We start from the raw sequence: 12,639 nt of genomic DNA, 5'->3' as shown, positions 1-12,639 counted from the left end.
CCCGCACAGGGGCGACGCTTGAAGCTAGATAACGCATCGCGGATGCCAGCGCAAAGGCCCAGAAAACCAACCCGCCCGCACAACAACCACCACCACCCAGCGTCGCAGACAAAAAAACAGCAACTCACCGCGCGAGAGAAAACCTCTCCACCACCCACCCACCAAACACATTAACCCCAAGCCCGACCATCACCAAAACCGCGCCCGCAATCTGCGCACCCGACAACGACTCACCTAGCAACACCGAAGCCGACGCCAGCCCAACAATCGGCACGAGCAACGAAAACGGCGCGACCTGCCCAGCCGGATATCTCGACAACAGCCGGCTCCAAAGCCCATACCCAACCAGCGTAGCCACAAACGCGAGATAAACGATCGCGAACACCGACGAAGCGCCGATGCCTGTCAATGCCGCCTCGATCCGCTGCGGCCCTTCGAGCAGATACGACAGCACGAAGAACGGCACAGGCGGAATCAAACTGCCCCACACGACCAGACCCACCAGATCGACCTTACCGACTTTCTTGGTGACGATATTACCGAGCGCCCACATCACGGCCGCGCACAGCGTGAGAACGAACCCGGCAAGCGTCATCGCGGCCCCGCCCTGCATACCGATCACAGCAAGCCCGATCGCCGCGACAACGAGCCCGAGCACGTTCTGCAAACGAAAGCGCTCATGCAAAAACAAAGCCGCAAACAGGAGCGTAAAGAACGCCTGCGCCTGCAGTACCAAAGACGCCAGCCCGGCTGGCATGCCGACATACATCGCCGAAAACAGAAACGCGAATTGCCCGAGCGAGATCGTCGCGCCATAGGCAATCAGCCAGCGCCACGGCATCCGCGGCCGTTTGATAAAGAACACAGCGGGAAAAGCGGCGAGCGTGAAGCGCAGTGCGCCGAGCAGCATCGGCGGCACGCCATGCAGCCCAACCTTGATCACGACAAAGTTCACACCCCACGCCACGACGACGACCAGCGCCAGCAGCAGGTCTTTTGGTGACATCTGCATTCCTGTTTTTGCCTGTATCAGAGCATGAGAGTGTAGCCGAGCGGCGGCGGATGCACTGCCCGCTTCGACCGGGACGAATCGTTCCGCGACCCGAGCCCTCCGACACATGCAACCGGCACGGGCAGTAAAATGATCCGTCCTGTCCCCACCAACTGAGCCCGTCATGCCCTCATCGATCAAAGCGGTTCTCAAGCCCCACGTCCGCGACATCGGCAATCTGGCCGTGCGGCGCGTGCTGCCCGCCATGGCCGCGCGTCTCGTCGGCCCGTTCATCTTCTTCGACCACATGGGCCCCGCCACGCTGCCCGCCGGCACCGGGCTCGACGTGCGCCCGCATCCGCATATCGGACTCGCGACCGTCACCTATCTGTTCGAAGGCGCGATCATGCATCGCGACAGCCTCGGCTCCGAACAGAAGATCGTTCCCGGCGACGTCAACTGGATGACGGCAGGACGCGGCATCGTTCATTCCGAGCGCACGCCCGAACCCGACCGCACGAATGGCTCGACGGTACACGGCATCCAGACCTGGGTCGCGCTGCCGCTCGCCGACGAAGACGTCGAGCCGTCGTTTGAACATCACCCGGGTGCCACGCTGCCGGAAATCGAGCGCAACGGCGTCACGCTGCGCATCATCGCGGGCACGTCGTTCGGCAAGACGTCGCCGGCGCGCACCTTCTCGGGCACGCTGTACGCCGCCGCGCATTTCTCGCCGGGCAGCGTGCTCGCGCTCGAACCGGAGCACGACGAACGCGGCGTGTATCTCGTCGACGGCGACCTGTCGCTCGACGGCGAGCCGCTCGAAGCCGCGTCGATGGCCGTGCTCACGCCCGGCGAAACCGTGACGCTCGCCAGCGCGCAAGGCGCGACGGTGATGCTGCTCGGCGGCGAGAAGCTGGACGGCGAGCGCTTCATCGAATGGAATTTCGTCGCGAGTTCGCGCGAGAAGATCGAGCGCGCGAAGCTCGCGTGGACGAACCAGGAAATGGGCAAGGTGCCCGGCGAGACCGAATGGATCCCGCTGCCCAAGCGCAAGCCGCGCTAGACTGGGAGCATCCGCGGGGAGCGGCGCAGCAGCACCATAGGCCCGATCAGGCCTTGCATTGAAACGACTCAGGCCGCCCCCATATATCCCGCGTACCGATCCAAGGAAGAGATAGCAATGGACACCACCCTCGCCACTTTCGAAAAGGACGTCATCAGCGCATCGATGCTCGCGCCCGTACTCGTCGACTTCTGGGCGCCGTGGTGCGGACCGTGCAAGACGCTCGGCCCGATGCTCGAAAAGCTCGAAGCCGAGTACGAGGGCAAATGGCGGCTCGTGAAGGTGAACGTCGACGAAAACCAGGAACTGGCCGCGCATTTCCAGGTGCGCAGCATTCCGCACGTCGTCGCCTTCGCGGACGGACGGCCTGTCGATCAATTCATCGGCGTGCTGCCGGAAGGCCAGTTGCGCCAGTTCCTCGACCGTCTCGTGCCGGACGGCGCGGAAGCATCGCGCGCGCAAGCGGCGATTGCGATCGCCGAAGGCCGCCGCGAAGATGCGTACGACGCGCTGAAGGCGGCACTCGCCTATGACCCGGGTTTCGACGAAGCACGGCTCGATCTGATGGAACTGCTGCTCGAAGACAACCGCACCGAAGAAGCACAGAAGGAAAACGATCTGCTGTCGCCTAAAACGACGCAGGGCATCGACGCGCGCTACAACGCAATCAAGACGCGGCTCGATGCCGTCGACGCCGCCGCCGACCTGCCGCCCACGGATGCCCTCGAAGCCGCCGTCGCCAGCAATCCCGACGACCTCGAAGCGCGCTTCGATCTGGCCAGCGCGTTGATTGCGCGGCGCAAGTACGACCCGGCGCTCGAGCATCTGCTTGCCATCGTCACGCGTGACCGCACGTTCCGCGAAGACATCGGCCGCAAGACGATGCTGTCCGTGTTCGATCTCGCTGCGCATCAGCCGGAACTGGTGGCGAAATGGCGCCGCAAGCTGAGTGCGTCGTTGAACTGATCGTTTTCGCCCCACCATGAAAAAACGCGGCCATGTGCCGCGTTTTTTTCATTCAGGCGAAGCCGCCTCAGCCGTTGTGCTTCAGGCCGCGCTCTTCGCCAGCGCGCGCAGCACGTGCGCCACAGCCGCGAAGCCGAAGCTCGCCGTCACGCACACGCTCGACCCAAAGCCCGCGCAGTTCAATCCCACCGGGCCATGATGACCGGGCGACGTCGGGACGTGCTCGGCTTCTTCGTCGATATCGCACACAGCCGCTTCGGGATAGATCAGCGGCTCGTCGGAATACACCGCGCTCACCTTGAACTTCGCTTTTGGCCCGCGCGGAAAGCCATGTTGCTTGCGCAACTGGCCGCGCACTTTCGACAGCAGCGGGTCCTGAATGGTCTGCGCGAGGTCGTCGATACGGATCCGCGTCGGATCGAGCTGGCCGCCCGCGCCGCCGACCGTGATCAACGGCTGCTTGTGCTCGACGCACCACGCGATCAGCGCCGTCTTCGTGCGCACGCTGTCGATTGCATCGACCACGTAGTCGAAGCCGCCGCCCAGTACCTTGTCGAAGTTGTCCGGCTCGATGAAATCTTCGATCACGCGCACCTCGCACTGCGGATCGATCAGCCGGATGCGCTCGGCCATCGCATCGACTTTCGGCTTGCCGTAGTTGCCGTCGAGCGCGTGAATCTGCCGGTTCGTGTTGCTCTCGGCGACGTTGTCGAGATCGATCAGTGTGATCCGGCCGATCGCCGTGCGCGCGAGCGCTTCCGCCGCCCACGAACCGACGCCGCCAATGCCGATCACGGCAACGTGCGCGCGCTCGAACGCGGCCAGCGCCGGCGCGCCGTACAGGCGCGCGACGCCGCCGAAACGCCGGGCGCGGTCGGCGGTTTCATGCGCGCTGGAGTCGGTAGTAATATCGGAATGCTCGGTGACGAGAGGCGTGGACATGATGGGTAGCTTCGCGGATTCGGACTACGGCATTGCGATATCCTGCGGATATCTGCATGCGTTCAACCCGCTATTTTGCCTGATCGCGACGGCACACGCCCGCGGATCGCGGCGTCGGGCGCTTCAACGCGCTGCCCGCACGACACGCCTCAACGCAGAAAACTTTGTCCTTCGCTATACTGGCCCCACACTGTAGCGCTTGCATAAAAACATGAGCACTCTTGCCGATCTCCGCAAAAACTATTCGCTCGGTTCGCTGGACATTGCCGACGCCGACCCGAACCCGTTCCGTCAGTTCGACGTATGGTTCAAACAGGCTGTCGACGCGCAACTCCCTGAACCGAACACGATGACGCTTGCGACAGTCGACCCGCGCGGCCGGCCTTCGGCGCGCATCGTGCTGATCAAGGGGGTCGACGAACGCGGGTTCGTGTTCTTCACGAACTACGAGAGCCGCAAGGGCCTCGAACTCGCACAGAACCCATACGCAAGCCTGCTTTTCTACTGGATCGAACTCGAGCGCCAGGTGCGCGTCGAGGGCACCGTCGTCAAGACGAGCGACGCCGAAAGCGACACGTACTTCGCATCGCGTCCTGTCGGCTCACGCATCGGCGCATGGGCGTCGGAGCAGAGCAAGGTGATTGAAAGCCGTGCCGCTTTGGAAGCGCGGGAACGCGAATTCATTGCACAATACGGGGACAATCCGCCCCGGCCCCCGCACTGGGGCGGCTACCGCCTGATTCCCGACGCAATCGAATTCTGGCAAGGACGGCCCTCACGTCTGCACGACCGGCTGCTCTACACGCGTAGCGGCAGCGCCGACTGGACGATCGCCCGTCTGTCGCCCTGACACATCAATACACCGGCGCGCGGCCCGTCCTGCTTCACGTTGCATGACGCGTCGCGCCGACGGCAGAATCGCGTGCGCGCGGCTCGACATCAAACAGCGCGGCCAAGGCCGGCTCGCGCGCTGCGCACTGTGGTTCGACAGGCTTTGCTTTGATTCATTGGACACGGAGAAATCACATGTTCTGGGAGAAGAAGCTGGCGCAGTGGGTAGAAGAAGTAAAAACGAAGGCCAATCTTCCGGCGCGCCTGGTGCTATGGGATGGCCAGCAACATGACTTCGGCACGTTCGCCGCGCCGCAGGTCACGCTGAAAGTGAATAGCGCGTCCGCGCTGCCGCTTTTGCTCGAACCGAGCCTGGACAATCTGGGCGAGGCGTACGTGAAGGGCAAGATCGACATCGAAGGCAAGCTGTCGGACATCATCGACATCAGCTATTCGCTTGCGCGCAGCACGGTCACGAATGCGAGCAAGCTCGCGCGCGTGCGGCGCTATTTCAATCACACGAAAACCTCGGACAAGAAGGCGATCCAGTATCACTACGACGTCTCGAACGAGTTCTACAAGCTGTGGCTCGACGAGAACATGGTGTACTCGTGCGCGTATTTCGAGAACGGCGACGAAGACCTCGCCACCGCGCAGATCAAGAAGATCGATCACATCCTGACGAAGATCCAGGTGCAGCCGGGCCAGCGTCTGCTGGACATCGGCTGCGGCTGGGGCGCGCTCGTGCTGCGCGCGGCGCAGAAGTTCGGCGCGAAGTGCGTGGGCGTGACGCTGTCGCAGAACCAGTTCAATCTCGCGACGCAGCGCGTGAAGGACGCAGGACTCGAAGGCCAGATCGAAATCCGCCTGCAGGACTATCGCGACGTGCAAGGGCAGTTCGACCGCATCACGAGCGTCGGCATGTTCGAGCACGTGGGCCGCAAGAACCTGCCTGGCTACTTTCAGAAGATCCACGACCTGCTCACCGACGACGGTATCGCGATGAATCACGGCATCACGTCGACCGATTACGACAGCGGCGAAACAGCGCTGGGCGGCGGCGAGTTCATCGACAAATACGTGTTCCCCGACGGCGAGCTGCCGCATATCAGCCTCGCGCTCGAATCGATGCAGCGTGGCGGGCTCGAAGCTTTCGACGTTGAAAGCCTTCGCCGTCATTACGCGCGCACGCTCGACATCTGGGCCGAGAACTTCGAGGCAAGAGCGGCCGAAGCGAAGACACTCGTCGAGGACGAGAAATTTCGCATCTGGCGCGTGTACCTCGCGGGCTGCGCGTATGCGTTCGAGAACGACGACGTGTCGATCTATCAGGTGGTGTGCCGCAAGGCTGGCCGCAGCGCCACGACGCTGCCCTGGTCGCGCCGCTTCATGTACGAGAAGGCGCTGTAGAATCGCGGGCTGTTCCCGCTTCGGGTCCGTTGCGCTCATGCATCGGCCCGGAGCGGACGTCGTTCATCCGCGTCAGCGCAACGTCTCTCGTAACGGATCGATGGAAGAAGAAGCGGCACCCGACGGCACCGTGCAACTCGACATGTTCGGCAATCCCGTCGAGCAGGCGGCGGTCGCCGTTGCCTCTGCGCCCAACGCTTCGTCCGAAACGGCGGCCGCGACCGGCGAAGCGCCGCCGAAAACACGCCGCGCCCGCGGCGTCCTCGCCGCGCCGCCTTCCGAACAGCTCACGCAGCTCGCCAGCCAGTTGCCGCCGCAAGTGCATCTCGGCACCTCGACATGGTCCTTTCCGGGCTGGAAAGGCATCGTCTACGGCGACGACTACAGCAACAGCAAGCTGTCGCGCGACGGCCTCACCGCTTACGGCGCGCATCCGCTGCTGCGCACGGTGAGCATCGACCGCTCGTTTTACGCGCCGCTCACGCTCACCGACTATCTGCGTTACGCGCAGCAGGTGCCGGACCATTTTCGCTTCATCGTGAAGGCGCCCGCGCTCGTCACCGACGCCACGGTGCGCGCCGAGCGCGGCGAGCCGGTATCGGAGAATCCCTGCTTTCTGAACGCGCAACTGGCCATCGACGAATTCGTGCGGCCTTGCATCGACGGCCTGGGCGCGAAGGCGGGGGCGCTCGTGTTCCAGTTCTCGCCGCTGCCCAATGAAATGCTCGCGCGGCCGGCTCTCTTCGTCGACCGGCTGACGGCCTTCCTGGCGGCGCTGCCGCCGCTCGAAGGCGATACCTGCTACGCCGTCGAAATCCGCGATGCGTCGTTGCTGACGCCGCGCCTGATTCGTGCGCTGAAGGCGACGGGCGTGCGGTATTGCGTCGGCATTCACGCGCGGATGCCCGATCCGTCGCGGCAGGCCGCCGCGCTCGCGATGCTGGATGACGCGCCGTCAGGGCCGCTGATCGTGCGCTGGAGCCTGCACGGCGGCTTCAAGTACGAGCAGGCAAAAGCGAAGTACGAACCGTTCGACAAACTCGTCGACGAAGACCCCGACACCCGCACCGCGCTCGCCGAACTGGCCGCACGTTACGCGATTGCCGGCCAGCCGGTGCTGATCGCCGCGAACAACAAGGCCGAAGGTTCCGCACCGCTGACCTGCGTGAAGCTCGCGGCGCAAATCGCGGCTGCGTGCGAACGGCTGTGCGCCGCGCAACAAGAAAACGCGGCGCAGTCCGCTTAGGACCTGCGCCGCGCAAACGGTTACCTCAGGTTACCTCACGCGCGGAAATCAGCCCGCGCTCACGCGCCGGCCTTGATCCGATGCGCGAACTTCTGCCGGAACTTCGCCACCTTCGGCGCCACGACGAACGCGCAATAGCCCTGATCCGGATGCTGCGCGAAGTAGTTCTGGTGATACGCCTCGGCAGGAAAATAGTTGCCGTCGAGCGGCAGCACCTGCGTGACGATCTGGCCGTCGTAGATGCCTTCGGCGCCGATCTCGCGGATCGCCTGCAGTGCCGTCTCGCGCTGCGCGTCCGAGTGGGTGAAGATCACCGACCGGTATTGCGTGCCGACATCGTTTCCCTGACGGTTGAGCTGGGTCGGATCATGGATCGCGAAGAAAATATCGAGGATCTCGCGGTACGTAATGCGCGCCGGATCGAACTCGACGTTGACGACTTCGGCGTGCCCGGTGTCGCCGTCGCACACCTGCTCGTACGACGGATTGTCGACCTGCCCGCCCGCATACCCCGATTCCACCGACGTCACCCCATCGACGCCCAGATACACCGCCTCCAGACACCAGAAACACCCGCCGCCCAGCGTGGCGGTCTCGACTGACTGACTCATGCTCGCTCCTTGAATTGGCTCACCGCGACGCTTGCGTTCCGGACAAAACGTCTGGACAAAGCCGCGTCGGCTCACCGCAGTCACTGTGGACACCCGATGCTTCACCGCATCCGACCGGCCAATACTCCGCCCTTTTCGGTATTCATGCTGCCCGCACGCACCATCCGTACCATGCAGCAGCCCTTGTCCCGCCACGCGCTCGCGCCTGGCCCTCTGCGATTGCAGTTAAAATTGGGACAATTCGCCAAATTTCTACATGACCTTCGAACCGTTTTTTTTCCTCTGGTCGCTGCATGAAGCGGTCCGTTCGCCAGCATGCCCCCGCCGATGAAGCGCGCCAACCCGCCCAATTTCGACAACGACGCTTTTCGCCGCGCGCTCAGCCAGTTTGCGACGGGCGTCACCGTCATTACGACACGCGCGCCGTCGGGCGCGTTGATCGGGATCACGGCCAGTTCGTTCAATTCCGTCTCGCTCGCGCCGCCGCTCGTGCTGTGGAGTCTCGCGACACGCTCGGCCTCCATGCCCGTGTTCCGCTCGAACAGTCATTATGTCGTCAATGTGCTGGCCGCGACGCAGCTCGATCTGTGCAAGCGCTTTGCCACCGTCAAGGGCGACCGCTTCGAAGGGGTATCGCATGCGGCGGGCGACACGGGCATGCCCGTGCTCGACGGTGCGCTCGCATGGTTCGAATGCCACAACCGCAGCCGCTATGACGAAGGCGACCACGTGATTTTTGTCGGCGAGGTGGAGCGCTGCGGCGTCCACGATCGGGCGGGGGAAATCGAACCACTCGTCTTCCACAACGGCGATTTTCACGGCCTGAAACGGCTCGGCTGACACGCCGGCGCCGTTGCATGTGGCGAGAAAGGCGGGTTTTCCTCGCCCGCCCGGGCGGCGCTGGCTAGCCAGGCTGTTGCGCCTTCGAGCTCGTTACCAGCGCGACGGGCACGCCCGAGTCTTCCTTCAGCGTCTGCAGCACGATGTTCGAGCGGATGTCCAAAACGCCCGGCGCCTTGTACAGACGGCTGAGCACGAAATCCGAATAGTGCTTGAGATTGTGGGCGAGCACCCGCAGCAGATAATGCGTCTCGCCCGTCACGACGAACGCGCCGACCACTTCCGGCCAGTCACGCAGCGCGTCGGCGAAGCGCTCGTGCCAGTTCTCCTGGTCGTTGCGCATCGATACCTGCACGAACGCTTCCAGTTCAAACCCCAGCACTTCGCGGTTCAGGCACGCGCGATAACGCTCGATCACCCCCTGCTCTTCCAGCAGGCGCAAGCGCCGCAGACACGCGGACGGCGAAAGCGAGATGCGCTCCGCCAGATCCAGATTGCTGATTCGTCCTTCGTGCTGCAGCACCGTCAAGATACGGCAATCGGTGGCGTCCAGTGAGATCGCGTTCATTTTCGGTCTCCCTTTCCCGTTTGCCTCAAATTATGTTCCAAAGGGGGCGAAATAAACAGTTTTTTTAGCAAGCACATTTCGTCTGATGCCGCCTATCATCCAAAGAAGGTTGCAGAACAACGGCGCTAGCATGAGACGAGAGTAGGACGCTCAGGCATGCACTGTGGTCAATAGGAGACGCATGGACACGCTTTGGGACATCACGCCCGCCGTCGATACGGCGACGCCCGTCTGGCCGGGCGACACGCCCGTGGGCATCGAGCGCGTGTGGCGGATGGAGGCGGGCTCGCCCGTCAATGTCGCGCGGCTGACGATCTCGCCGCACACGGGCGCGCACACTGACGCGCCGCTGCACTACGACGCCGATGGCGCTGCGATCGGCGCGGTGCCGCTCGATGCGTATCTCGGCCGCTGCCGCGTGATCCACTGTATCGGCGCGGCGCCGCTGGTGAGTCCGGAGCATGTTGCCGCGTCGCTCGACGGCGTGCCGCCGCGCGTGCTGTTGCGCACCTACCGCGCAGCGCCCGTCGACAGATGGGACAGCGCTTTCTGCGCAGTCGCACCCGACACGATCGATCTGCTCGCCGCGCACGGCGTGAAGCTGATCGGCATCGATACGCCTTCGCTCGATCCGCAGGAATCGAAGACGATGGACGCCCATCACCGCATCCGCGCGCATCGCATGGCGATTCTCGAAGGCATTGTGCTCGATGCCGTCGCGCCTGGCGACTACGAGCTGATCGCGCTGCCGCTCAAGCTGACGACGCTCGACGCCAGCCCGGTGCGCGCCGTGCTGCGCGCGCTGCCTGAACCACGACATTCCGCTTGAACACACTCTTTCGACTGAACGAACATCATGAATCAACGTGAAGAAGCACTCGCGCTCGATGCAGCCGACCCGCTCGCGCCGTTGCGCGACCAGTTCGCGCTGGCGCCGAACGTCATCTATCTGGACGGCAATTCGCTAGGCGTGCCGCCCGCCGCGGCCGCGCAGCGCGCGCAGACGGTGATCGGCGCCGAATGGGGCGAAGGACTGATCCGCAGCTGGAACACGGCCGGCTGGTTCTCGCTGCCGCGGCGTCTGGGCAACAAGCTCGCGGCGCTGATCGGCGCGGCGCACAACGAGGTCGTGGTCACCGACACGATTTCGATCAACCTGTTCAAGGTGCTGTCGGCGGCACTGCGCATGCAGGACAAGCGCGACCCGAAGCGCCGCGTGATCGTGTCGGAGCGCTCCAACTTTCCGACCGACCTGTACATCGCGCAAGGGCTGATCAAACAACTGGATCGCGGTTACGAGTTGCGGCTCGTCGACGATCCGTCCGAATTGCCCGCCGCGATCACCGACGACGTCGCCGTCGCGATGATCACGCATGTCAACTACCGCACCGGCTATATGCACGACATGGCCGCGCTGACGAAGCTGATCCACGACAAGGGCGCGCTCGCGCTGTGGGATCTCGCGCACTCGGCGGGCGCCGTGCCAGTCGATCTGAACGGCGTTGGTGCGGATTGCGCCGTCGGCTGCACTTACAAGTATCTGAACGGCGGTCCGGGCTCTCCGGCGTTCGCGTGGGTGCCGCATCGTCATCAGAGCGACTTCGAGCAGCCGTTGTCGGGCTGGTGGGGGCATCGCGCGCCGTTTGCGATGGACCCGACCTACGCCGCCGACGACGGCATCGGCCGCTTTTTGTGCGGCACGCAGCCGATGGTGTCGATGGCGCTCGTCGAATGCGGGCTCGACATTTTTCTGCAAACCGACATGCAGGCGATCCGCAAGAAGTCGCTTGCACTGACGGACCTTTTCATTGAACTGGTCGAAACGCGTTGCAAGGAATTTCCTCTCACGCTCGTGACGCCGCGCGCGCATGCGCAACGCGGCTCGCATGCGAGCTTCGAGCATCCGCATGGTTATGAAGTGATGCAGGCGCTGATTGCGCGCGGCGTGATCGGCGATTATCGCGAGCCGCATGTGTTGCGTTTCGGCTTTACGCCGCTGTACACGCGCTTTGTCGATGTATGGGATGCCGTCGAGCATCTGCGGCACGTGCTGGAACACGAGATCTGGCGTGCACCTGAATTTGCCGCACGCGGCGCCGTGACCTGAGGAGCGCGTGATGACCGACCACATGAAGATGACGGAAGACAAGCCCGTGCAAGGCTGCCCGTTCGGGCATGGCGGCACGCCGACGCCGCGCGAGACGCACGGTTCGCACATGGCCGTCGACGAGGGCGAAGGCTGGCACGACGCGCAGCTCGATTTCTCGAAGTCGATGAGCTATGGCGATTATTTGTCGCTCGGTTCGATTCTGCATGCGCAGCATCCGTTGTCGCCGGATCACAACGAGATGCTGTTCATCATTCAGCATCAGACGAGCGAGTTGTGGATGAAGCTTGCGCTGTATGAGTTGCGTGCGGCGCTTGCTTCAGTGCATCGAGACGAGTTGCCGCCGGCGTTCAAGATGCTGGCGCGTGTGTCGCGGATTCTTGAGCAGCTTGTGCAGGCGTGGAATGTGTTGTCGACGATGACGCCTTCGGAATATACGTCGATGCGGCCGTTTCTTGGCAGTTCATCGGGGTTTCAGTCTTATCAGTATCGTCAGCTGGAGTTCATGCTCGGGAATAAGAATGAGCAGATGCTCAAGCCTCATGCGCATCGTGCCGATGTGTTTGCCGAAGTGAAAGCGGCACTCGAGGCGCCTTCGTTCTATGACGAAGTGGTTCGTTTGCTGGCGCGGCGGGGGTTTGCCATTGATGCCTCACGGCTGGAGCGTGACTGGACGCTGCCTACTCAACACGATGCTTCGGTTGAAGCCGCCTGGCTTGAGGTCTATCGGAATCCTTCGCAGCATTGGGAACTGTATGAGATGGCTGAGGAACTCGTCGATCTCGAAGATGCCTTTCGGCAGTGGCGGTTTCGGCATGTGACTACTGTTGAGCGGATTATTGGGTTTAAGCAAGGCACCGGTGGGACCGCTGGGGCTCCGTATCTGCGGAAGATGCTTGATGTTGTGTTGTTTCCTGAGCTTTGGCATGTGAGGACTTTGCTGTAGGTTTTTTTGTTTTTGTCTTTGTTTTTGTTTCTGTCTTTGTCTTGCGACGCCGGGTTTAGTTTTGCGCTGGCATCCGCGATTTGTTAGCGTGCTTCACGCGTCGCCCCTGTGCGGG

13 protein-coding genes are annotated in these 12,639 nt (G+C 63.1%); 9 read left to right on the top strand and 4 right to left on the bottom strand.

Annotation, left to right across the window (positions count from 1 at the left end; genetic code table 11):
* Window positions 1–124: 124 nt before the first annotated feature.
* Window positions 125–1,006, bottom strand: a complete 882-nt coding sequence (locus KFO72_RS39140; protein WP_054929842.1) for an EamA family transporter — start codon at window positions 1,004–1,006, stop codon at window positions 125–127.
* A gap of 169 nt (window positions 1,007–1,175) precedes the next feature.
* Here KFO72_RS39140 and KFO72_RS39135 point away from each other — a divergent pair, with 169 nt between their 5' ends.
* Both KFO72_RS39135 and trxA read left to right on the top strand, forming a co-directional pair.
* On the top strand, window positions 1,176–2,057 hold the full coding sequence (locus KFO72_RS39135; RefSeq protein ID WP_225034314.1) for a pirin family protein: 882 nt from the start codon (window positions 1,176–1,178) through the stop codon (window positions 2,055–2,057).
* A gap of 117 nt (window positions 2,058–2,174) precedes the next feature.
* The gene (gene trxA / locus KFO72_RS39130) at window positions 2,175–3,023 is read left to right on the top strand and encodes a thioredoxin (RefSeq protein ID WP_054929840.1); all 849 of its coding nucleotides are present in this window, start codon (window positions 2,175–2,177) and stop codon (window positions 3,021–3,023) included.
* Window positions 3,024–3,104: 81 nt separating this feature from the next.
* Here trxA and tcdA read toward each other — a convergent pair whose 3' ends face one another.
* Complete coding sequence (tcdA, locus tag KFO72_RS39125; RefSeq protein WP_225034313.1) at window positions 3,105–3,965, bottom strand: tRNA cyclic N6-threonylcarbamoyladenosine(37) synthase TcdA; 861 nt, start codon at window positions 3,963–3,965, stop codon at window positions 3,105–3,107.
* A 211-nt stretch (window positions 3,966–4,176) separates the two neighbouring features.
* Here tcdA and pdxH point away from each other — a divergent pair, with 211 nt between their 5' ends.
* From pdxH to KFO72_RS39110, 3 genes are all read left to right on the top strand, one after another.
* Entirely contained in the window at window positions 4,177–4,815 is a 639-nt protein-coding gene (pdxH, locus tag KFO72_RS39120) for a pyridoxamine 5'-phosphate oxidase (RefSeq protein ID WP_054929838.1), read from the top strand.
* A gap of 176 nt (window positions 4,816–4,991) precedes the next feature.
* The gene (locus KFO72_RS39115) at window positions 4,992–6,206 is read left to right on the top strand and encodes an SAM-dependent methyltransferase (protein WP_054929837.1); all 1,215 of its coding nucleotides are present in this window, start codon (window positions 4,992–4,994) and stop codon (window positions 6,204–6,206) included.
* Window positions 6,207–6,306: 100 nt separating this feature from the next.
* Window positions 6,307–7,452, top strand: coding sequence for a DUF72 domain-containing protein (locus tag KFO72_RS39110; protein ID WP_225034312.1), 1,146 nt, complete (start codon window positions 6,307–6,309; stop codon window positions 7,450–7,452).
* 59 nt (window positions 7,453–7,511) lie between these two features.
* Here the strand turns inward: KFO72_RS39110 and msrA are convergent, their stop codons facing one another.
* Window positions 7,512–8,063: a peptide-methionine (S)-S-oxide reductase MsrA gene (msrA, locus tag KFO72_RS39105; protein ID WP_060602184.1), complete on the bottom strand. Its 552-nt coding sequence runs from the start codon at window positions 8,061–8,063 to the stop codon at window positions 7,512–7,514.
* 327 nt (window positions 8,064–8,390) lie between these two features.
* Here msrA and KFO72_RS39100 point away from each other — a divergent pair, with 327 nt between their 5' ends.
* A complete protein-coding gene (locus KFO72_RS39100) occupies window positions 8,391–8,903 on the top strand; it encodes a flavin reductase family protein (RefSeq protein ID WP_054929835.1) in 513 nt (170 codons plus the stop codon).
* Between the two features lie 64 nt (window positions 8,904–8,967).
* Here KFO72_RS39100 and KFO72_RS39095 read toward each other — a convergent pair whose 3' ends face one another.
* The gene (locus KFO72_RS39095; RefSeq protein ID WP_035986330.1) at window positions 8,968–9,471 is read right to left on the bottom strand and encodes an Lrp/AsnC family transcriptional regulator; all 504 of its coding nucleotides are present in this window, start codon (window positions 9,469–9,471) and stop codon (window positions 8,968–8,970) included.
* A gap of 181 nt (window positions 9,472–9,652) precedes the next feature.
* Between KFO72_RS39095 and kynB the strand changes: the two genes are divergently transcribed.
* The 3 genes from kynB to kynA are packed head-to-tail and all read left to right on the top strand — an operon-like array spanning window position 9,653 to window position 12,524.
* Window positions 9,653–10,300: an arylformamidase gene (gene kynB, locus KFO72_RS39090; protein ID WP_225034311.1), complete on the top strand. Its 648-nt coding sequence runs from the start codon at window positions 9,653–9,655 to the stop codon at window positions 10,298–10,300.
* 27 nt (window positions 10,301–10,327) lie between these two features.
* A complete protein-coding gene (gene kynU / locus KFO72_RS39085) occupies window positions 10,328–11,578 on the top strand; it encodes a kynureninase (protein WP_042316721.1) in 1,251 nt (416 codons plus the stop codon).
* A 10-nt stretch (window positions 11,579–11,588) separates the two neighbouring features.
* Complete coding sequence (gene kynA / locus KFO72_RS39080) at window positions 11,589–12,524, top strand: tryptophan 2,3-dioxygenase (protein ID WP_054929832.1); 936 nt, start codon at window positions 11,589–11,591, stop codon at window positions 12,522–12,524.
* Window positions 12,525–12,639 lie beyond the last annotated feature (115 nt).

The sequence above is a fragment of the Paraburkholderia sp. XV genome (genome assembly GCF_020177535.1).
GTDB classification, from domain to species: Bacteria; Pseudomonadota; Gammaproteobacteria; order Burkholderiales; family Burkholderiaceae; genus Paraburkholderia; species Paraburkholderia caribensis.
The sequence above is the reverse complement of the archived record's forward strand: the minus strand, read 5'-3'. Positions and strand labels throughout refer to the sequence as shown.